23 protein-coding genes are annotated in these 21,810 nt (G+C 46.4%); 8 read left to right on the forward strand and 15 right to left on the reverse strand.

The genetic code is table 11. The annotated features are described in order from the left end of the window. The first annotated feature begins 49 nt into the window (after positions 1-49). Positions 50-565 carry a gluconokinase gene (locus B5D54_RS13815; RefSeq protein ID WP_078927145.1) on the forward strand — a complete coding sequence of 172 codons (516 nt, stop codon included), beginning with the start codon at positions 50-52 and terminating at the stop codon, positions 563-565. 2 nt (positions 566-567) lie between these two features. Continuing rightward, positions 568-2,379 carry a phosphogluconate dehydratase gene (edd, locus tag B5D54_RS13820; RefSeq protein ID WP_078927146.1) on the forward strand — a complete coding sequence of 604 codons (1,812 nt, stop codon included), beginning with the start codon at positions 568-570 and terminating at the stop codon, positions 2,377-2,379. On the opposite strand, the gene B5D54_RS13825 is transcribed toward edd, so the two are convergent. Then, entirely contained in the window at positions 2,380-3,378 is a 999-nt protein-coding gene (locus B5D54_RS13825; RefSeq protein WP_078927147.1) for a LacI family DNA-binding transcriptional regulator, read from the reverse strand. A 34-nt stretch (positions 3,379-3,412) separates the two neighbouring features. Further along, positions 3,413-3,892 carry a transcription elongation factor GreB gene (greB, locus tag B5D54_RS13830; RefSeq protein ID WP_078927148.1) on the reverse strand — a complete coding sequence of 160 codons (480 nt, stop codon included), beginning with the start codon at positions 3,890-3,892 and terminating at the stop codon, positions 3,413-3,415. 136 nt (positions 3,893-4,028) lie between these two features. On the opposite strand from greB, the gene B5D54_RS13835 reads away from it, so the two are divergent. Continuing rightward, positions 4,029-4,646: a hypothetical protein gene (locus B5D54_RS13835; RefSeq protein WP_078927149.1), complete on the forward strand. Its 618-nt coding sequence runs from the start codon at positions 4,029-4,031 to the stop codon at positions 4,644-4,646. A gap of 84 nt (positions 4,647-4,730) precedes the next feature. Further along, positions 4,731-7,040 carry a Tex family protein gene (locus B5D54_RS13840; protein WP_078927150.1) on the forward strand — a complete coding sequence of 770 codons (2,310 nt, stop codon included), beginning with the start codon at positions 4,731-4,733 and terminating at the stop codon, positions 7,038-7,040. A gap of 95 nt (positions 7,041-7,135) precedes the next feature. Here B5D54_RS13840 and B5D54_RS13845 read toward each other — a convergent pair whose 3' ends face one another. Then, positions 7,136-7,606 (reverse strand): ATP-dependent Lon protease, encoded by a 471-nt coding sequence (locus B5D54_RS13845; RefSeq protein ID WP_078927151.1) that lies wholly within the window; start codon positions 7,604-7,606, stop codon positions 7,136-7,138. Between the two features lie 117 nt (positions 7,607-7,723). Next, positions 7,724-8,506 carry a pimeloyl-ACP methyl ester esterase BioH gene (gene bioH, locus B5D54_RS13850; RefSeq protein WP_078927152.1) on the reverse strand — a complete coding sequence of 261 codons (783 nt, stop codon included), beginning with the start codon at positions 8,504-8,506 and terminating at the stop codon, positions 7,724-7,726. Positions 8,507-8,592: 86 nt separating this feature from the next. On the opposite strand from bioH, the gene B5D54_RS13855 reads away from it, so the two are divergent. The 4 genes from B5D54_RS13855 to cysQ all read left to right on the forward strand — a co-directional run bounded on the left by B5D54_RS13855 (position 8,593) and on the right by cysQ (position 11,486). Further along, on the forward strand, positions 8,593-9,318 hold the full coding sequence (locus B5D54_RS13855) for a ComF family protein (RefSeq protein WP_078927153.1): 726 nt from the start codon (positions 8,593-8,595) through the stop codon (positions 9,316-9,318). Positions 9,319-9,393: 75 nt separating this feature from the next. Further along, positions 9,394-9,981, forward strand: coding sequence for a Fe-S biogenesis protein NfuA (gene nfuA, locus B5D54_RS13860; protein ID WP_078927154.1), 588 nt, complete (start codon positions 9,394-9,396; stop codon positions 9,979-9,981). Between the two features lie 105 nt (positions 9,982-10,086). After that, positions 10,087-10,650 carry an ADP compounds hydrolase NudE gene (gene nudE, locus B5D54_RS13865; RefSeq protein WP_078927155.1) on the forward strand — a complete coding sequence of 188 codons (564 nt, stop codon included), beginning with the start codon at positions 10,087-10,089 and terminating at the stop codon, positions 10,648-10,650. A gap of 8 nt (positions 10,651-10,658) precedes the next feature. Next, positions 10,659-11,486: a 3'(2'),5'-bisphosphate nucleotidase CysQ gene (cysQ, locus tag B5D54_RS13870; RefSeq protein ID WP_078927156.1), complete on the forward strand. Its 828-nt coding sequence runs from the start codon at positions 10,659-10,661 to the stop codon at positions 11,484-11,486. Positions 11,487-11,514: 28 nt separating this feature from the next. Here cysQ and B5D54_RS13875 read toward each other — a convergent pair whose 3' ends face one another. Genes B5D54_RS13875 through gspD form a run of 11 tightly spaced genes read right to left on the reverse strand, consistent with a single transcriptional unit; the run spans position 11,515 to position 21,802 of the window. Continuing rightward, on the reverse strand, positions 11,515-12,273 hold the full coding sequence (locus B5D54_RS13875; RefSeq protein WP_078927157.1) for a type II secretion system protein N: 759 nt from the start codon (positions 12,271-12,273) through the stop codon (positions 11,515-11,517). 1 nt (position 12,274) lies between these two features. Further along, positions 12,275-12,769 (reverse strand): type II secretion system protein M, encoded by a 495-nt coding sequence (locus B5D54_RS13880; protein WP_078927158.1) that lies wholly within the window; start codon positions 12,767-12,769, stop codon positions 12,275-12,277. Beyond that, complete coding sequence (gspL, locus tag B5D54_RS13885) at positions 12,766-13,995, reverse strand: type II secretion system protein GspL (protein ID WP_078927159.1); 1,230 nt, start codon at positions 13,993-13,995, stop codon at positions 12,766-12,768. The genes B5D54_RS13880 and gspL overlap by 4 nt, the downstream gene beginning before the upstream one ends. Beyond that, positions 13,964-14,977: a type II secretion system minor pseudopilin GspK gene (gene gspK, locus B5D54_RS13890; RefSeq protein ID WP_078927160.1), complete on the reverse strand. Its 1,014-nt coding sequence runs from the start codon at positions 14,975-14,977 to the stop codon at positions 13,964-13,966. Before gspK ends, gspL begins: the two co-directional genes overlap by 32 nt. Next, on the reverse strand, positions 14,961-15,599 hold the full coding sequence (gene gspJ, locus B5D54_RS13895) for a type II secretion system minor pseudopilin GspJ (RefSeq protein WP_078927161.1): 639 nt from the start codon (positions 15,597-15,599) through the stop codon (positions 14,961-14,963). The genes gspK and gspJ overlap by 17 nt, the downstream gene beginning before the upstream one ends. Next, positions 15,586-15,939 (reverse strand): type II secretion system minor pseudopilin GspI, encoded by a 354-nt coding sequence (gene gspI / locus B5D54_RS13900; RefSeq protein WP_172459890.1) that lies wholly within the window; start codon positions 15,937-15,939, stop codon positions 15,586-15,588. The genes gspJ and gspI overlap by 14 nt, the downstream gene beginning before the upstream one ends. Then, the gene (gene gspH, locus B5D54_RS13905; RefSeq protein ID WP_078927163.1) at positions 15,929-16,510 is read right to left on the reverse strand and encodes a type II secretion system minor pseudopilin GspH; all 582 of its coding nucleotides are present in this window, start codon (positions 16,508-16,510) and stop codon (positions 15,929-15,931) included. The genes gspI and gspH overlap by 11 nt, the downstream gene beginning before the upstream one ends. 53 nt (positions 16,511-16,563) lie before the next feature. Next, positions 16,564-17,007: a type II secretion system major pseudopilin GspG gene (gspG, locus tag B5D54_RS16970; RefSeq protein ID WP_115173952.1), complete on the reverse strand. Its 444-nt coding sequence runs from the start codon at positions 17,005-17,007 to the stop codon at positions 16,564-16,566. Positions 17,008-17,043: 36 nt separating this feature from the next. Next, entirely contained in the window at positions 17,044-18,264 is a 1,221-nt protein-coding gene (gene gspF, locus B5D54_RS13910; RefSeq protein WP_115173951.1) for a type II secretion system inner membrane protein GspF, read from the reverse strand. After that, complete coding sequence (gene gspE, locus B5D54_RS13915; RefSeq protein WP_078927164.1) at positions 18,264-19,766, reverse strand: type II secretion system ATPase GspE; 1,503 nt, start codon at positions 19,764-19,766, stop codon at positions 18,264-18,266. Before gspE ends, gspF begins: the two co-directional genes overlap by 1 nt. Further along, a complete protein-coding gene (gene gspD / locus B5D54_RS13920) occupies positions 19,763-21,802 on the reverse strand; it encodes a type II secretion system secretin GspD (RefSeq protein ID WP_078927165.1) in 2,040 nt (679 codons plus the stop codon). Before gspD ends, gspE begins: the two co-directional genes overlap by 4 nt. Between the last annotated feature and the right edge of the window lie 8 nt (positions 21,803-21,810).

Below are 21,810 nucleotides of genomic sequence, written 5' to 3' on the forward strand. Positions count from 1 at the left end.
CAAAGTTCAAAATTGAGATCTGGCTCAGATCTCGTATTAAGGAGTCGCTATGACGGGTAATAGCATTATTGTAATGGGTGTCAGTGGATGCGGGAAAAGTACCATTGGTGCGTTGATCGCCCAATGCCTTGGTGCCAAATTTATTGATGGTGATGATCTCCATCCTCGCGCCAATATTGAAAAAATGCGCCATGGTGAGCCATTGAATGATCATGACCGGGCTCCTTGGCTAGAACGTATCCGAGACGCGGCATTCAGTTTAGAAAATAAAAGTGAACAAGGCATCATCGTCTGCTCTGCACTCAAAAAAGCATATCGAGATCAGATCCGAGACGGCAATCAAAATGTCACCTTCCTCTTTCTCGATGGAGATAAAGATCTCATCATCGAACGAATGAGAGCACGTCAGGGGCATTTTATGAAAATTGATATGTTAGAGAGCCAGTTTGCCACCTTACAACGTCCTAGTGCAGAAGAAACCGATGTTCTCACTATCAGTATTGCCGGTGATATTGACCATGTCGTTGAACGGGCGATCTCCGCGCTACAACAACGGGAGGCCTAGCCATGATAGATAAAACGGTGCTAGAGGTTACAGACCGAATCGCGGCTCGAAGCCAAACATTACGCCATGAATTTTTAACTCGCACAGAGCAGCAACGAGCACAAGGTAAAGGAAAAGCAAGCCTATCTTGTGGCAATTTGGCCCATGCTATTGCCGCCTCCTGCCAAAGTGAAAAGTCCCATATTCTTGATCTAACCAAATCCAACGTGGCGATCATCACCGCCTATAATGATATGCTCAGCGCCCATCAAGTCTATCTGGACTATCCTGAGCGAATTAAAACAGCGCTCAACACTTGTGGCCACACGGCACAGGTCGCGGGCGGCGTCCCCGCCATGTGCGATGGCGTAACCCAAGGTCAACCGGGCATGGATATGTCACTGTTTTCCCGCGATCTGATTGCTCAAGCAACCGCGATGTCACTTAGCCACAATATGTTTGATGGTACTCTGCTCCTCGGGATCTGTGACAAAATTGCTCCAGGGCAATTGATGGGAGCGCTCAGTTACGCGCACCTTCCCACCGCCTTTATTCCTGCGGGTCCGATGTCAACCGGGATCAGCAATGAAGAGAAAGTCGATATTCGACAAAAATACAGCGCAGGACAAGTCGGCCGAGAAGCCTTACTTAACATGGAGTGCAGCTCTTATCACTCACCGGGTACCTGCACCTTTTATGGCACGGCCAACACCAATCAATTAGTCTTTGAAGCGATGGGATTAATGCTCCCTGGGTCAGCGTTTGTGCCACCCAATACTCCGCTTCGCCACGCGCTAACCGACTATGCCGCCAAAATGATTGCGACAATGGCTCCGGGAACGCCTAACTATCGCCCTCTCAGCCACGTCGTGACAGAAAAAAGCGTCGTCAACGGGTTAGTCGCTCTATTAGCTTCTGGAGGCAGCACTAACCACACGATTCATTTGGTAGCACTCGCCCGTGCCGCTGGCTTGATTCTCACTTGGCAAGACATCAGTGATTTATCTCAAGTGGTTCCTCTGCTTGCCAATGTGTACCCGAACGGCAGCGCAGATATCAATGCCTTCGAACAAGCAGGCGGCGTTCCTATGCTAATGACGCGTTTACATGAACGGCATCTATTACACACTGATGCAACACCTGCCTTTGGTCAATTTAGTGATCAATTAACACGCCCGACTCTGATTGATGGACAGCTACACTGGCAAGCCTGCCAAGATAGCCAAGACCCACAAGTGATCGCGGCGCAAAATCATCGGTTTCAAACCAGCGGTGGGATCAAGGTACTAAAAGGAAATCTTGGGCAAGCGGTGATTAAGATTTCAGCAGTCAAAAGCGATCATCACTATATTGAAGCGCCCGCTAAAGTGTTTGATTCACAACATGATGTCGAAGCCGCGTATCAGGCCGGAAAGCTGAATCAAGACTGCATTGTCGTGGTTCGTTATAGTGGTCCCGCCGCCAATGGTATGCCAGAGCTGCATAAATTAATGCCGATTCTCGGTAACGTACAAAAAGCCGGTTATAAAGTTGCGTTAGTGACCGATGGACGTTTATCTGGCGCTTCAGGAAAAATTCCGGCAGCGATACATGTCTCTCCAGAAGCGTTACGTGGCGGTGCTATCGGGCTGCTCCGCAACGGTGATCGATTACGGTTAGATGCTCAGCATGGGGAGTTGATCTGTTTAGAAGAGTTAGCAGGCCGTCAACCTAGCGCTCCATTCACGGAGCAAGAACAGCAGAGCTGGGGGCGTGAACTGTTTACGATTGCCCGTCAACACGTGACCCCCGCCGATCAAGGAGCCACCTTCCTCTTTGCTCCACTCAAGCCTTGATTACCAGCTTTCACCAGGAGTCAGTCGATAACCTAAATCATAGACTTTGGGTTCAACCGTTTGACCAGAAAGTGCCGCTAGCAATAGCTCGGCACTTTTTTTACCAATGGCAAAACGAGGGGTTTCAACACTGGTTAATTTAGGAATAATCGCCTGACCAATATCCAGCGCATTATATCCCACCACCGCAATTTGCTGGGGCACCGCAATACCATGATGAGAACAGTACATCATGGCACCAATCGCTAAATCATCATTGGTACAGAAAATCGCATCCATATCTGGGTATTGCTCCAGCGCCTGCTGTAATAGCTCCCCGCCCAAAGTAAAGCTCGAGTGTTCCCCAGTGGAGACCTGAATAGGCAATAGCTCCGCTTCTTCCATCGCTCGCCGATAGCCTTGCATCCGTAACTGGGTTCGAGTATCTAATCGCGCCCCAAGATAAATAATTTTTTGCCGGCCGCGAGCGATCATTTTCTGTATCACTTCATAGGAGATCTGTTCATGATCCAGTCCAACCGCCATATCAATGGGGCTCGCCGGAATCTCCATCGTCTCCACGACCGGAATTCCCGCTGATTTGAGCATCTGTAAAGAACGTTCAGTATGGTTGGTTTCCGTTAAAATCAACGCATCCACCCGATAAGAAAGAAAAGCGGCAATTTTTTCTTCCTCCGCTTGCGCATTATACCCAGTATGAGCAATCAAGGTATCGTAGCCCGCCGCTTGAGTCACTTCTTCGATGCCTTGCACCAGATGAGCAAACACCTGATTCGACAGTGAAGGAAGAATAATACCAATCGCCCGACTGGAAGACTTAGACATAATGGACGGAACTCGATTATGGATATAGCCCAGTTGTTCAATCACTTGTGCGATTTTTTTTTGCGTCTTTTCAGCCACCGAACTGGGATCACGTAAATAACGCGATACGGTCATCTTGGTAATACCAACCTGATCGGCAATGTCTTGCAAGGTAGGTCTTATTTTCTTTTGCATACACTTCCTAGCCCCAGCTCATATCATTGGCTGATTAGCTCTTTTCATAACGAATAGCATTAATAAACCAGAGTTTATCACCAGTTGGGGTTTTTACGGTGACTTCTTCATCTACTTGCTTTTTTAATAACGCCCGAGCCATCGGAGAATCAATAGAAATATACCCTTTCGCTTCACCATAAATCTCTTCAGGGCCAACAATGCGTAAGGTTTTTGTTTCTCCCGCTTCATTCTCTATTTCAACCCAAGCCCCAAAGAAGACTCGACCTTCCTGCTGAGGAGAGTAATCCACTATCGTCAACTCTGGCAATAATTTACGTAAGTAACGGACTCGACGATCAATTTGGCGCAATAAACGCTTATTAAACGTGTAATCCGCATTTTCTGAACGATCACCCAGGCTGGCCGCCCACGTCACAATCTTGGTAACTTCAGGGCGTTTTTCATGCCATAAATGGTCATGTTCCTGCTTAAGTTGCTGGTAACCAGCACGCGTAATAAGCTTAGTTTTCACTATCTACCTCAATGACAAGATAATTACAAAAATTAAAATAATTTATTTTCGTGATAAGAGTCACACAAAAACTTGAAATTAAAAACAGCGTTCATATAATAATCAATCACTTTTCCCCCATAACTAGGATATCCCAATGAGACAGCTTACCGCTTGGCAGACGGTTCAACGACATATTCTCGAAGCTCTATTACTGACTTTCTTAACGTTACTGGCTCCCATCATGGTCTATGTGGATCTCAACATTTTCCAACACGGTGTACCAGAAATTGGAGCGACCGAAATTACCCAAGAACTGTTTGCTCTAATCAGTGCACTATTATTTACAAAACTGGCCTACAAGTTACCACAAGCCCGTGGTTTCTATACCCTTGTGGCAGGTTTTTTCTTATGCATTGTGATTCGTGAACTTGACCAGTTTTTTGATCTTCTTTGGCATGGCTTTTGGGTTATTCCCGCATTATTTTGTGCACTATTCTCCATCGGTTATGCCAAATTTCGTTGCCAAGGTACAGTACTGAAACCGATGGCCGATTTTACTCAAACCAAAGCCTATCCCTTTTTGTTAATTGGCCTGTTAATTCTGCTTATCTTTAGCCGAGTGTTTGGCAGTGGCAGTCTATTTTGGATCGGAATCATGGGGGATGCCTATGAGCACGGCTTCAAAAATGCCCTACAAGAAGGGTTAGAGCTTCTGGGTTACGGCTTTATTTTTTACTCCGCTTGTCTGAGTTTCGTTAAAAATCGTTCGTAATACTAAGCAATGGCATAAAAGACGTTGCAGCAGATAATTGGCTACGTACAATCCGTATATCATTGATAGACAGAGAGACTACGGATGAGCCAAGCTATCTGCCAACAAATTGCGGAGGAGTTGAATGTTCGCTCCGAACAAGTGATCGCCGCTGTAACCCTAATTGATGACGGTAATACCGTTCCCTTTATCGCCCGTTACCGTAAAGAGGTAACGGGCGGTTTAGATGACACGCAACTGCGTCATTTAGATAGCCGGCTTACTTACTTACGAGAGATGGATGATCGTCGCCAATCCATCCTCAAATCCATTCAAGAACAAGGCAAATTAACAACCCAATTAGAACAAGCGATTCTCACTGCAGATAGTAAAACGCGCTTAGAAGATCTCTACCTCCCTTATAAACCCAAGCGCCGAACCAAAGGACAAATTGCTATTGAAGCTGGGCTTGAACCTTTGGCCGACCGTTTATGGCAACAAGCCGATGTCGACCCCGATCAAGAAGCAAACCGTTACTTATCCCCAGATAAAGGTATCACCGATACCAAAGCCGCTCTTGATGGTGCACGGGCTATCATTATGGAGCGAATTGCCGAAGATGCCGACCTACTGGCCAAAATACGTCAATACCTTCAGCGCTACGCAGAAATTGTTTCATTGGTTGTCAGTGGTAAAGAGCAAGAGGGAGAGAAGTTTAAAGATTATTTTGCGCATCGAGAGCCGATCAGCAAAGTGCCTTCCCATCGAGCATTAGCCATGCTGCGCGGTCGCAATGAAGGCTTTTTAACGCTAAGCCTCAATGCTGACCCAGAACAAGAAGAGACGCTTCGCCACTCCTATTGTGAAACCTTGATTGCGGAGCATTATGGTTTACCACTTAGCCAAGCACCGGCGGATTCTTGGCGTAAACAAGTGATCAGTTGGGCATGGCGAATTAAAGTTTCTATGCATATGGAAACCGAATTGATGGGAGCGATGAAAGAGCGAGCGGAAATCGAAGCCATAGAGGTTTTTGCCACCAACCTTAAAGACCTATTAATGGCGGCGCCTGCTGGCCCTAGAGCAACGCTGGGGCTCGATCCTGGGCTACGTACCGGCTGTAAAGTCGCCGTTGTTGATGCAACAGGAAAAGTACTCGCCACCGATACCATTTATCCGCATCAGCCACAAAATCAATACGATCGCGCCATGCAAACGGTCGCCGCATTGGTCAAAAAACATCACGTTGATTTGATCGCCATCGGAAATGGTACGGCTTCAAGAGAGACGGACAGTTTTGCGGCTGATTTAATCAAACGTGGAAATCTCAACGTTCAAAAAATCATGGTCAGCGAAGCCGGAGCCTCCGTTTATTCCGCCTCAGAACTGGCGGCAAAAGAATTCCCTAATATGGATGTCTCACTACGAGGTGCCGTCTCCATTGCTCGCCGCCTGCAAGATCCCTTAGCTGAGTTAGTCAAAATTGATCCTAAATCCATTGGGGTAGGTCAATATCAACATGATGTGAGTCAAGCATTGTTGGCAAAACGCCTCGATGCCGTAGTGGAAGATTGTGTGAACGCCGTTGGTGTTGATGTCAATACAGCATCGGCAGCACTATTGACTCGTGTCGCGGGGCTATCAACCACCTTAGCTCAGAATATCGTTGATTATCGTGATGACAATGGTCGCTTTGATAGCCGTAGCACCTTGAAAAAAGTGCCTCGTCTTGGGCCGAAAGCCTTTGAGCAATGCGCAGGATTCTTACGTATTATGGATGGGAAAAACCCACTAGATGCTTCCGCTGTGCACCCTGAAGCTTATCCGGTAGTCAAAGCCATTGCAGAAAAAAACAGCCAAGAGATCAAATCGCTAATCGGTAATAGTGAATTCTTACGTTCTCTACGTGCCGTGGATTACACCAACGATCTTTTCGGTATTCCCACCATTACTGACATCATTAAAGAGCTGGATAAACCGGGGCGAGACCCTCGTCCTGAATTTAAAACGGCAACCTTTGCAGAGGGTGTCAACAGTGTGGCAGATCTAGAAGTTGGGATGGTGCTCGAAGGGGTCGTCTCCAATGTCGCCAACTTTGGTGCTTTTGTGGATATTGGTGTTCATCAAGATGGATTGGTTCATATTTCAGCGCTGACGGATCGATTTATCTCCGACCCAAGAGAAGTAGTAAAAGCGGGCGATATCGTCAAAGTGAAAGTGATGGAAGTCGATACACAGCGTAAGCGAATTGCCCTTTCTATGCGCTTAACCGATGAACCTGGGCAAAGTGCAGCACGCTCTGCTCGTCTTTCATCTCCGCGACCGGAAAAAATGGCACGTCGCCATGAAGAGAGTCATCAAAGTGGCGCAATGAGCGGTGCCTTTGCTGCCGCTTTTGCAAAAGCGAAGAAATAGCGGCATACAGAAACGCCGTTAGACAAAAAAGAAAATCCCCACAGACGTTGGTCTGTGGGGATTTTTGTCTTTTATCATCACAAGCTTGATGATAACTACAAGACCGCTATCACATCTGATGGCGTATTGGGTGCGACAGCGTGCCCGTAATAGAATTTGATCACGGTACGCCGACGAGCCATTCTGCCCTCAGCTATCGCAGCATCAATGATTCGCTTTGGCAATCGAAAGCGCATCGCATAACCTTTACCTTGCTCTTCGCTATAAGAGGCTAAGGCGAGTAAATCAAACAATCGATCTAACTCACTACGCGATTCCTCACGTAACAACGCCATCGCCTCTTGTTCACTTTCCTTCTCATAGCCAGGATGTTCCGCAGGATCCCAAGCCGATTGTTTACGCCGCTTATCGTCTGCTTTGATGTTACGCTCAGCCTGAGATTTGGTCAGCTCTACGGTTGCCGTCACAGGCGCACGAATACGATTATCTCTCGACGCTTGCTCTGTCTGCACATTCACTGATGGGGCGATAAGTGGCACACTCACATTTGCTGGTGACACGATCATAGCCGAAACCTCCTCAGCATCGCCCGTCCCTCATGCGCTTTAACGCTTTCGGGTTAGCTTAACTATCGGCCAACCAAAGAAAAAATTTAGGGCTAATTTACGGGTTGGAAACAAAATTTACACATTATTTGCAAACTGAATGATTTGCTGACAGAAATCATCCAGCTCGGTCAAAAATGGGGCGTGGGCTGAGAGTGGAAAAATATGCACGCCACTTTCTGGCATCAAGTCGTTTAATTCTTGCGCAATTTTAACGGGGACTAAGCCATCCAATCGCCCATATAATCGCAAAGTAGGCGTCGAAAGCTGGGCCAGTTGTGGGCGCAAATCCGTATTGGCTAAGATTTTTAACCCAGACAATAACGCGGTGGGATTGGGGGCAGGACGAGATAAAATCGCTTGCTTTAATCGCTTAATATCTTGCCGTGCCGAAGGGCTACCCATTGCTTGTAGGGCTAAAAAGCGTTCTACTGTCGGATGAAAATCGGTCAATAGTTGCTCAGTAAAAGCCGTGAGCACATGAGGTTTAATTCCTCGCCACGTGGGATATTCTTGCTCTGCTGCCGCAAATTTGGGAGAAGAGGCAACGGTAATCAGCTTGACCACATAATCTGGGTAGTTCAGTGCCATATAAGTAGCGACCAATCCCCCTAATGACCAGCCCACCCAAACCGCTTTTCGAGGTGCTTGCTTCACTAATGCCTGCGCTATCTGAGCGAGATCGTCAGCACAAAACTCTGCACTGTGCCCATAACCAGGAAGATCCACCATATGAACTCGAAATTTATCCTGTAATTGCTCACAGGCTTGTTCCCACACCGCTCCATTCATTCCCCAACCATGAACAAGCACCAGATCGGGTCCTTCACCTTTGACTTGCCAATAGAGATCTGTTGTCATGCTCACCTTTTCTCCTACCAAAACCAGCCTTGTTCACCCACTAAAACGGCAAAATAGAGATGGTTTCCCCTCTTTAAGGCCAACGAATGCCCCCTTATTTTATCGCTTCTCTTAAGAAAATAAGCACTTGGTTAGCTCCAGCCTGTACTTTATGTCACCTTCCTTTAGATCATCAAGCGCAATATGGTGTCTGCTCCGCTTGCCAATCTTGGTTTTCTCCCATACAGCGCTGCCCACGCTGTGGACTTCCCAGTGTAACCGCCACTGATGTATGCGGCCACTGTTTACACTCTTCCCCTCCTTGGCAGCGTCTCTTTTGCATTGGTGACTATCAATTTCCGCTCAGCCACACCATTCACCAATTCAAATATCAACGCCAATTCTGGCAAGCACGTCACCTCGCCGCCCGCCTTGCTCAGCAAATACAACACCCCGCCCCTTTAATCACCTCTGTTCCGCTTCACTGGCGCCGCCAATGGTACAGAGGCTTTAATCAAAGTGAGTTATTAGCGCAAGGATTAGCAAAGCAACTCGGCTGTCATTTTTCCCCAACGATCTTTGCGCGCCGGTTAGCAACACCCGCCCAACAATCATTGACCAAGCAACAACGAGAACATAATTTAAAAGCCGCATTTCAGATTAAACAGCTTCCTGAACATTCACATATTGCGATTGTCGATGATGTAGTCACCACAGGCAGTACCATGCGACAATTATGCTATTTACTACTTGAAGTCGGCATCGAAAGGATTGATATTTACTGTCTATGCCGCACTCCTGAGCCGAGCGATCCCTTAATACCTCGATCATAAAAAAGGGCTGGATCCTCTGCGTGACAGGAGTAGAATGGTGACTAAATAGCCTACAAAATTACTCAGGTATTCGTCGTGTCAAATACTATTACTATTACAGAATCTGCCCAATCCCACTTCGCTAAACTTCTGGCTCAGCAGCCTGAAGGAACGAATATTCGTGTGTTTGTGGTTAATCCAGGAACACAGAATGCAGAATGTGGCGTCTCTTACTGCCCACCAGAAGCGGTAGAAGCTACCGATACGGAAATCGCCTTTAGCGGTTTTTCAGCCTATGTTGATGAACTCAGCCTTCCTTTTCTTGAAGAGGCAGAAATTGATTTTGTTACCGACAAAATGGGATCGCAACTCACGCTTAAAGCCCCTAACGCTAAAATGCGTAAAGTCGCGGATGATGCTCCTCTCATGGCCCGTGTTGAATACGCGATTCAGACACAAGTTAACCCTCAACTTGCCGGACATGGTGGCCATGTTAGTTTGATCGATATTACCGATGATGGCATTGCCTTAGTGCAGTTTGGCGGCGGTTGTAATGGTTGTTCAATGGTTGATGTCACGCTAAAAGAAGGGATTGAAAAAGAACTGCTTGCTCAATTTGAAGGGGAGCTCACGGCTGTACGAGACTCTACTGAACATGACCGAGGTGAGCACTCTTATTACTAATACGAGTTTTGCCGATAAGCTGATGCCTAGCATCAGCTTTTTTTATTCTCACAGGCCTTTTTTTCTCATATATTAAGAAAGAGTTGTCTATGAAGGAGTTCGCCGATGTCCTCTAAAACCCCACCGGAGATTTTGATGCAGCGCACCGTTGCTCAATCTCAGCTTTTTTCGATAGAGTCGCTCGATCTCCGCTTCTCAAATGGGGAAGAACGAACCTATGAGCGCATGAAACCCAGTGGGCGAAATGCCGTTATGATGGTTCCAATTACTGAACAAGGGGATATTTTATTAGTTCGGGAATACGCCGTCGGGACAGAGCAGTATGAACTCGGCTTTCCCAAAGGTTTAATCGACCCCGGAGAATCACCGACCGAAGCGGCAAATCGTGAATTAAAAGAAGAAATCGGCATGGGAGCGACCCAACTCACACCATTAAAAGAAGTTGTTCTGGCACCGTCTTATTTTTCCAGTCGAATGACCCTTTTTATTGCTCAGGGGCTATACTCAGAACAGTTAGAGGGTGACGAGCCGGAACCATTAGATATCGTACGCTGGCCTTTAGCTCAAGCAGAAGATTTACTGACTCACCTTGATTTTAGTGAGGCTCGCAGTATTAGTGCACTCCTGCTTACTCTCCGTTGTTTATCTGCCCCTCACATTCAGCGATAGGAAAGCGTATGCCAACGGTCAAAGATCTTGCTCATTTATTACCTGAAGTGATCAGCATTGCGCGCTCTGCAGGCCAGCTTATTCTGGATATTTATGAAAATAAATCCTATGAAGCCTTTACAAAAATAGACGATACGCCGGTCACCAGTGCCGATCTTGCAGCACACAAACTGGTGACAGAGCGGTTAAAAGAGCTCACCCCCGATATTCCCGTGTTATCAGAAGAAGCGGCTGATATCAGTTTAACCACCCGTGAAACTTGGCAACGATACTGGTTAGTCGACCCTTTAGATGGTACCCAAGAGTTTATTGCTCGCAGCGGTGACTTTGCCACCGTCATTGCTCTAGTTGAACACCATCAACCCGTCATGGGCGTGGTCTATGGACCTGTTTCTGGCGTGACCTACTACGCCTACAAAGGCAAAGGGGCATGGAAAATTCCAGACATGTCAGAAAGCTTGAGAATTCATAGCCATAAACATGAGCTTCCCGGTCAATCTATCGCTATTGCGATTAGCCGCCGACAAGATATTAACCAAATCACGCAATGTTTGAGTGCACAGTGGAACTATGAGTTAGTCCCCCTTGGTTCAGCAGCACTCAAAGCCTGCTTAGTGGCAGAAGGGGCCGTTGACTGTTACCTAAGGCTGGGCCCAACCGGTGAATGGGATACCGCAGCAACACAATGTATTGTGGAGGAAGCCGGAGGACGAATTCTCGATACTCAGCTCGACCCTCTCTCTTATAATGAACGGGATACACTAGAAAACCCCAATTTCATTGTTCTGGGGGATGCGGATTTACCTTGGCATGAAATCTTAACGGGTAAAAATTGACTGAAGCAGGGCATCTCGCCCTGCCCTACTAGAAACGCCCTTGCTGATTAAATGAATAGCGACCTAACCCATCAGGGGTCGGTAAATATTTCAACTGTTGTTCCAAGCTTGTGGGAAAATCAACACCCGGTTTAAACCAAGCTTGAGCACTGAAACGATGATCGTCTTGTATCTTGGCCGAGAATTCACTGCTCATCTGCGTATTCTGTTGACTACCGTGTATCTTCAGCACATTTTCCTGGCAGGAAATATCAGCCATAACAGGCCCCAACGCCAATGCTCCCAATGGCGTCCCGATTTCACTTTCCGTCCAAGCCAGTACGCCTTCCCCCTGAACACACCAAGGAGACTGATAGCGGTAATCTCGTAGTGTAAGCTCTATTTGCCCTTGTAAAGTCACGGGGACAGGAAGCGTTAAGTAAGGCTGCACCTGCTTAATGGGTAGAGAAACCACCATATTCTGAACAAATGGGCCAGAAAAATCGTATCCCACCACCCCTTTTCCTTGCACGTTTTGATCGCTTCCTCGCCCAAAACGCACATGAAGCTGCGCTTTCGCCTTTAACAAAGCAGCCCCTTCCCATTGCCACTTTACCTCTCCCCAATTTTTCTGCTGCCAATGAACCTGCTTTGCACTGCCATTCCATACCGTTCCGCTTACCCCTTGTACGGACAGATGCGAGGGAAGAGGAAGATGCGACAAAGCAATCTGAGCAGGTAAATGCACGACCGCACTGACGAGCATCACCAATATAAATAAACTGATATAACCCACGATTGGTTTCATTTCATCCTACCCGTTTGAACTGCAAACGCCTAACTTCAACCACGCCTGAAACTTTTCCCCGTTCAAGATCCATAAACTCAACATCAATCCCTTGCCGCTCTTTCAAATGCGCCAACCACGCAATCAATTGAGAGAAAGGGACCGGTTGAATCCAAACTTGCATTCGATCACCACGCGGTTGAACTCTAACCAGCTCAATCTTAAACTGTCCCGTCGACGAAGCGATAACCTGATTTAAAGGCTGGGTTGAGTAAACGCCCCCCCCTTGCTGACGCAAACTCACGATTTGATCGGCAGTACTCTCTACCCACTGAAGCAGTTGCTTTTCACTATTCATGTGCACTTTAGCTGCCGCACTCTGCTGACTCAGCGGAGCAAAAATCCCCCAGTAAAGCAAACCGAGCAATACTGCCCCCCCTCCAATTAACAAGAGTTGCTGCTCACGCAGACTAATGCCCTGCCACCAGAGTACGAAAGATGTTAGTTTCTGTTTCATTCATCATGCCCTGACACTGGTTTAAGTACAAATGACCCTAATACTCGTTCTGCATTCCGACTTAATTGTCCCTGTTCAACAGAAAAATGGGGGGTCAATGTCACTCTGGCCTGCTCAAAAGTTTGAAAATCTGGGCCACTCACTTCCACTCGAAGCTCTCCACGATTGGCATCGAAACGTAAGCTTTGAATCTCCATACCTTTAACTTGCCCGATACTTGCGGGCAACAGGTTAAGCCAGTTGAGTACCGTTTCCCCTTGCTTTCCACCAGATAGCCTATTTACTTCATCACTCATTTGTCGCTTTAAATAGCTCACCGTAGGGATACGTTGTTTATCCGGGAAGAGGGTTCTGAAAATACGTTCGCTTTCACTACGATAAACTTGTGCGGTAAGACTATCTTGGTGAATTTTTAATCCTTGTGTCGCCATAACAATCATCAGCAAGACAACAGCAGAAATCATGGTTTTTCGCCAGATAAGCCCATACTTGAGCCATGAGGATTTAGGTTTAAAACTTCCGGTCAACACATTGATTTTATGACGGAAAATCTCTTTACACAGCAGCGAGTTCAAGGGATGTTCAAGATTCTCCCCCCAAGCTTGATCTTCAACTAAAGGCACCTTCGGTAAAGGCGTATAAGCGATCAGAGAAAGCGGTTTATCCGTTCCTTTCACCCACTCAGTATGACAAAACCACGTTAACCACTCTTTATCTATGCCAACACCCGCATACTCTCCTTTGCGAATCAGCCAATGCTGCCCCATCTGCAACGCACTCAATCCTTCATGATTAACGGGGATGGAAAAAACATCAGGGACAACACGTTTTACCGAAAAACCGCATTGCTCAAGGCGATCTAATATCGATTGTAGCCAAAGTCGATCCATGACCGCGACAAAAGCGTGATCACCTTGTTTATCCAAGAGAGAAAAATGCAACTCGTCCACATCCTGAGCTAATTCATCCTCCAGTAAATAAGGCAAAATAGATGAAAATTGGCGGCTAGCTCCAGATGGAATCGTCACTTCGGTTAATAGCACATCACTGCTCGCTAATAAAACCACGGTTGAACGCTGTGCCGCCTTCGGGGCCAACTGTTCAAGTTGTTGCCAACTAGCCAGTTCTCCATACTCTAGCACTTCCTGCTGTGAAGAAGACCAGATAAACCACGGAATGGTCACATGTTGTTGACTACTCAGCCGAACGATTAAGCTCTCGCTCACTGACTCCTCCATAGCGACGGCGTATCACCGTTGCATCCTTTTTATTACTACTATAAAACAGGCTACGAATTCGTACTTGTGACGAATCCACCTTTACCTGCGCATCCAATTCAAAATACTGGCTATCCACAGCTAAGTAAGCTCGAGCTTCTTCACGACGAGCCTTTTCGACTGCCGCAATGGGTGACTCGGCTAAAAAACTGTCTACGCTTTCCCACCCATCAAAAGGGCGAGATTCTAATACATCTTTGGCATTTGATTCATTCAAGTACGGGCTAAACATCGCAACCAGTAATTTAGCTTGCTCTGGCGCAAGGGTATTGATATTGAGCCGCCAATCTTGATTGGGGAGCGCACACACATAAGAAGTAAGTTGAGACATCACGTCACCACTCACCTGATAGACTGCTCTCAATTCACTGCTATCCACTAATAACCCATTCGGAGCCAAATAAGCAGGAGCCATAGATTCATATAACGCATCTTCCGCTCCATTGGTTCGATTCACCAGATCATCGGCATCAATAAAATCCCATGTTGCATCGGCTATCGTTTCAGCCTGGTGATTTTCAACGTCTAACTCATCGAGCAAAGATCGCCAAACTCGATAGACATACGGCGGAGCACTATCATTACTCGGTGGAAGCCCAGAAAAAACATTCACATTAAAGCAGGCTTGTTTATCGATGAGATGCCCCGTAACTTGTCCATAATCGAGCGGGTACGTCCGTTGGCTTTGTGCCCAAGGCTGATTCAAGTTAATGGTATCGTTGTCTTTGTAACTCTGTTCAATCGCCACTTTTGCCAATGCTTCAACCCCAATCGAATACCAATAGGCTTGTTGATAACCCACTTGATGATTAGCGCGTTGAAACTGGCTGAACATCCGTTGCGACATGGTTGCCGCAATAGAAACCATAACAGCCAATAGCAATAAAACGATGATGAGTGCCACACCACGCTGGTTATAATGACAACGCATTCGCCTCTCCCAATGCACCGCCCGTTAACAAATAAATACGCTCAATTTTTCCATAATCCTTTAAGGTTAAACCGACTGAAATGGCTTGAGGCAGAGCTTGTTCGGCTTCCCATGTTTCAGACCATTGCCCATTGAGATAAAAGCGGATCGACCACGCTTCAACATCACGTAATAAAGGTGCGATGATGGGCTCTTGACCCGCAGGTGTATCAGGATAGCGCCACCATACCCGTTCTAATCGTTGATCTTTTATCCGATAGCCGACCTTCAACACTTCTCCGCGTGGAAATTGTTGCTGAGGGTTATGCCAACCAAGGCGTGTAAAACGAAGACCTTTGGTATCTGAATCCAGAAGATAATCCTGCCACTGCAACAGTTGGGCAGAGGCCGATTCCCCTTGGCTACGAAAAGCACGCAACGCCATTTGACGAAAATCTGTATCCATAATAACCATTGCGCGCTGTAACTCGCTCAATCGAGCCTCTCGCTGGGCTGAGACTTGATTGCTTTGCTGCACTTGATACAGCACCTGATAAGCAGCCACACTCAGGCTGGCAAAAATAGCCATAGCGACCAAAACTTCAATTAAGGTAAAACCGCCTTGTGCTTTACTTCGCCACATAGCTTCTTACCGTGATAATCGGGGAGGTTTTTGCCTCCGCAGCAACACTGACATCAAAAGCGGCCAAAATAGTATTCGATGTTTTGACCGGTGATACTCGCCAATACCAAGTTCTCCCTGCCAATTCTTCGTGCCCCTCACTCTGGGCAGCCAACTTTGCGTTCAGGTGTACTTTCGCCATCTGGTTATCAGCAACCATGGCAGCAAACGTTTTCTCTTCTAAATAGCTGATGGTATTGATATGTTGAGTCACGGCCCGAATCACACTGATTGCTGCCGTGGAAAAAATAGCGAGGGCAATTAAGACCTCCAATAAAGTAAACCCAAATTTATGCTTTATCATCTGACTCTCCCGGTGCAAGTAAATGAATTTGTCCATTTTCTTCCACCACAACTTGCCAGCCACTCGCCATACTTTGCTGGAGAGGATAAACAGAGAGATGAAACGGCGTTACCTCACCACTCGATAAAATAAAAACTTGGGGAGTTGGCGGCGCTTTTTGTTCTTGGTATTCCGCAAACATTTGTTCATCAAATAAAGATCCGGGAATAAATAGCCTGTCTTTGTCCTGCCAAGCACCACCACCAACCGAAAATTGGAGGCCGAGTCGGTCATCTAACGGTAACTGCGCAGCAAAACCAATTTTGTCTATTGGTTGCCACCCTTTTTGCGTAAATTGCAAAAAGGTAAGACGGTGATTTTTTTCATCTACTCGCAATCCAAAATCTAAACCGCTTAATAACGCTTCTTCATTCAGTAACTGCAAACGTTGAAAAAGACTTTGCGCACTTTTCTCTGCTTCACTATGTTGAGTGGTGGGTAAAGTCGCAATCACAACAACGGCACTGAGTGAGAGCAGCACTAACACCAGCATAATTTCGAGTAACGTAAAACCGCGTTGCCATCTCATTCCACATCACCCAATACCATTGTCATCAAGATCCATCTGTTTGTTCACAACGTTTACTGAAAATCTTGTAGATTCCAGTTACCAATGTCGGCATTTGCTCCCTCACCCCCTTCTTGGCCATCAGCACCTAAGGTAAAGACATCAACACGACCATGCTCACCAGGGCTTAAATATTGGTAATCATTTCCCCATGGATCTTTGGGTAACCGACGAATGTAGCCATCAGCACGGTAATTTCTCGGTTCAGGATTAGAGGGTTTACTCACTAAGGCTTCTAACCCTTGATCCGTCGTTGGGTAGACACTGTTATCCAACCGATACATGTCCAACGCATTTTCTAGCGCCACAATATCGGTAATGGCTTTTTGCTGATCGGCTTTATCTTTATTTCCCAGTAGATTAGGAACAACCACACTGGCAAGAATTCCTAAAATCACCACCACAACCATCACTTCCAGCAGAGTAAAGCCTGATTGTCTATTTGCTCTTTTCTTCATAGTTACTCCCATCTTGCTCTTTTCATCATTCACCGACTAACGGCTCATTAAATTATTCATTTCTAAGATTGGCATTAACGTGGCCATCACAATAAATAAAACTAAGCCCGCCATTAACGCAATCAACACTGGCGTAAAAATACCTAATGCAATATTGATGGTGGACTCAAAACTTGCATCTTGGTTATCGGCCGCCCGTGTAAGCATGCTTTCGAGCTCACCACTTTGCTCACCACTGGCGATCATATGCAACATCATCGGTGGAAACAGCTTGGTTTGAGTCAGTGCTTTACGCAGGCTAGAGCCTTCTCGAACATTATCGACCGCCAGTAATACTTGCTGTTTGACATACTGATTAGTCATCACATCCACCGCAACACGCATTCCCTCAAGAATGGGAATAGCACTTGAGGTACAAATGGATAACGTCCGAGCAAAACGTGAGGTATTCAAGCCTCGTGCTATTTTCCCCACCATGGGGAGATGAAGTAGTTTTTGATGCCAATAGAGACGAATGCTGGGTTTGCTAAGCAACCATTTGATGAAATAGATCAGTACCAATATCAGCAGTAACACAGTCACTCCCCACTGCTGGATAAAATCACTTGCTGAGAGTAAAAATTGCGTCGACGCAGGTAAGGCTTGGCCCATTTGTACAAATTGGCCGATAATCTTCGGCACCACCGCCGCCAGCAAAAAGGCAACAATACCGATGGCAAAGACCACTAAGACAATCGGATACAGCAAGGCTTGCAGCAATTTCGAACGCATCTTTTGGCGATTTTCAGCATAATCAGCCAGCCGCTGTAAAATGGCATCGAGATGCCCAGACTTCTCTCCCGCCGCCACCATAGAGCGAAAGAGATCATCGAAGATATGCGGGTAGTCAGCTAAACTATCAGCCAAGGTATACCCTTCCGTCACTTTGGATCGAACCGCCGCCATCATATTGCGAATTTTAGGTTTCTCAGATTGCTCTGAAACGGCTCTCAAACACTCTTCGAGTGGCATACCTGATTGTACTAAGGTGGAAAGTTGGCGAGTGAGTAAAGCGAGATCTGGCGTGCTGATCCCTCTTGGTTTTACCCAACTGGTTTGTCTATTTTTGGCTGACTTAGCTTGGGTTTCCTGCACTTCAACAGGAATCATTCCTTGCTCTTTTAATCGCTGACGTACCTGGCGAGCATGATCGCCCTCCATAATGCCTTTCTTTTGTTTGCCTTTTGCATCCAGTGCCTTGTACTCAAATGCCGCCATTAGGACTCCTTAGTCACACGCATCACCTCTTCCAAAGAAGTGATGCCTTGGCGAACTTTATCTAAACCATCTTCACGGATACTGGGCGTTTTACTGCGAATGGCTTGTTCAATAGCTTGCTCGCCGGCCTCCCGATGAATTAATGCTTGAACCTCTTCATCCACCAACATGAGCTCATGGATCCCCGTACGCCCGCGGTAGCCTTTAAAATTACATTTTTCACACCCATGAGCACGATACAGCGTCAATGGCTCTTTTTTCCCCAACTTAAACCATTTCTTCTGCTCTTTATCTGCCTCGTAAGGCTGTTTGCAATCGGGACATAACGTACGCACCAAACGCTGAGCAAGAACGCCTAATAATGAAGAGGAAATAAGAAAGGGTTCGATCCCCATATCACGTAGACGAGTTACCGCACCAATCGCGGTGTTGGTATGCAAGGTGGACATCACTAAGTGCCCGGTTAGCGAAGCTTGGACTGCAATTTGAGCGGTTTCGAGATCACGAATCTCGCCGACCATCACCACATCTGGGTCTTGACGGAGAATGGCTCGCAAACCACGAGCAAAAGTCATATCCACTTTGGTGTTCACCTGCGTCTGGCCAATACCATCAATATCAAACTCAATAGGATCCTCAACCGTGAGAATGTTGCGCTCACTACTGTTAAGTTCTTGTAAACCAGCATATAACGTGGTTGATTTCCCTGATCCCGTTGGTCCGGTAACCAGCAAAATACCATGAGGGCGTTCAATTAAATGACGGAAATTTTTCTGGTTTTGTGTCGTCATGCCTAAACTGTGTAACTCTAGCCGTGTGGCATTTTTATCCAGCAAACGCATCACAACACGCTCACCATGGGAAGACGGCATGGTTGAGACACGAACATCGACAGAGCGCCCCCCAATACGTAATGAGATTCGCCCATCTTGTGGTACTCGCTTTTCAGCAATATCGAGCTTAGCCATGACTTTGACACGAGAAACCAACAAGGGAGAGAGTTTACGGCTAGGTGATAACACTTCTCGTAAAACCCCATCGACTCGAAAACGAATCGAGAGTGTTTTTTCAAAGGTTTCAATGTGAATATCCGATGCACCTTCTTTGATCGCTTCCCCTAACATGGCATTGATCAATTTAATGATGGGGGCATCATCTTCAGATTCCAGTAGATCTTCGCTTTGTGGGAGCTCTTCTGCCAAGGAAAAGAAATCGTCACTATCGGCGCCAATATCTTCCATCAACTGACGCGCTTCTGAAGAATCTCGTTGGTAGACTTCGGTCAATTTGGCATCAAACACAGCGTCATTTAACTCGACCAAGGTCAATGGGCTTCTTAACACCCGTTGAACCTCAACTAAGGCCATGAATGCGATAGGTGTAACGTAGTAAAGCGTTGCTTGCTCTTGCGCGCGATCCCATTCCAGCACCAGTTTATGACGATTTGCAAAACTAAAAGGCAATCGACGGGTTGTCAGCGTCTCGGGGACATCGATACTCATTGCTGTATGCCCATTTGATCCAAAAAGGCTTGAATTTCTGGGGCATGACGACGCTCTTCACCAAATTGAGGCAACACAGGAATATGGCTATTATCCATCAACTTCAACCCTTGATCGGCTTTAAACAGTTGCTCGGCACGGATATAGTTATATTTGCGTTGAGTAATACCATCGGCCGTCATACCATCACGAATAATGGTTGGTTTGATAAAGACCATTAAGTTTTTCTTTTCTACTTGAGTACTGGTTGAGCGGAAAAGATACCCTAAAAGGGGAATATCGCCCAGCAGTGGTACTTTGGATTCACTTTCTGCAGTGCGTTCATCAATTAACCCCCCAAGTACCAACATCTGCCCATCTTGTACCATTACCGATGTATTGAGCTGACGCTTGGCAAAGCGTACATCAACTGCGCCATTCGCCCCCAAGACATTCGACACTTCTTGTTCTATCGATAGTTGAACAGAATCCCCTTCATTGATTTGAGGCACCACTTTTAATTTAATACCTACCTCTTTACGTTCTACCGTTTGGAAGGGGTTGTCATTATTTGAGCCTGCAGTGGAACCAGTGAGAACAGGAACTTCTTCACCAACAATAAATGAGGCTTCACCGTTATCCATCACGGTAATACTGGGTGAGGAAAGAATATTGGTGCTAGAGGTGCTTGATACGGCACTAATCAGCGCCGTCCAGTCTCCCATCATAATGCCAACGGCTGCGCCATTAATGCCCGATAGCGCCGATGCAAGTGTAGAGTAGCTTCCTGATGTGGTACTGGTGATAGGACGAGTTTGAATATTGCCATTCGCATCCGTATAAGTATAAGTACTCGTGGTCGTGGTATCTTTCGTTTCCTCTAATCCCACCATCACCTGACCAATCTGAGCACCCGTATTGCCGTATTGAATTACAGTACCATCTTTGAGTGATCCCCATTGAACCCCAAGATTAATGCCATCGCCTTCTGCCATTTCAACGATTAAAGCTTCAATTAATACTTGAGCACGGCGGATATCCAATTGCGCTATCACATCCAATAAAGCACTCATAATGTCTTGAGGTGCAGTAATGACAATCGAATTGGTATCGGCGTGAGCCGCAATCACAACATTTCCGCTGGGTGATGAAGTGCTCCTTTGGCCCGTTTGCTTATCCGATTGCAGATTATCTGAAACGCCTTTCAGTACACTCACTAAATTTTCAGCTTTTGCATATTTTAAATAGACAACGCGGTTGTTGCCTCGTGTCGCCATCTCAACATCAAGCTGGCGAATTAAACGCCTCATGCGCTCTCGAACTTTGGGATCGCCTGAAATTAAAATAGAGTTTGTTCGCTCATCAGCAACAAATTTCGGCTGTAAAAATTCAGGGGTATTTTTAGCGTCACTGGCTTTACTCAGTGCTTCAACAATGCGAACCATCTCTGAGGCAGACGCATTTTTCAGCTCTACAATTTCAATATCTTTATCACCCGCTTGATCAACTCGGCGAATGATATCGGCTAAACGATTCACCACCGCCGCACGTCCCGTGATCAAAATAATATTGGCCGGATCATAGTGAACCACGTTACCTGCCCCAGCGTTATCGATCAATTGACGCAGTAGCGGCGATAATTCACGTACCGAGACATTTTTAACTGTCACCACTTGAGTAATCACATGGTCGCCATTCGCCCGGTCGTCATTCCCTAAAACGGGGATGGCTGAAGTTTTAGCATCTTTAGCCCGAATCACCTTCAAGACGCCGTTATCCATCTCAACCACAGCAAAACCATAAACTTCCAACACATTCAAAAAGAAGCTGTAATATTGTTCACCACTTAATGTGTCATAGCTACGAACATCAATCTTTCCTCGCACTGACGGATCAACGATGATGGTTTTCTCAAGATTTCGACCAACAATATTAATAAATTCTTGAATATCTGTGCCTTTAAAACTGGCACTAAATGCTTCATTTGCGAAAGCGATGGGTGAAGCAAGTAAACTTCCAACTAGCAGCCATGCACTTTTATTAAGCCAATGCTTCACACAACACT

Source organism: Vibrio cincinnatiensis DSM 19608, assembly GCF_900167345.1.
Lineage (GTDB): Bacteria > Pseudomonadota > Gammaproteobacteria > Enterobacterales > Vibrionaceae > Vibrio > Vibrio cincinnatiensis.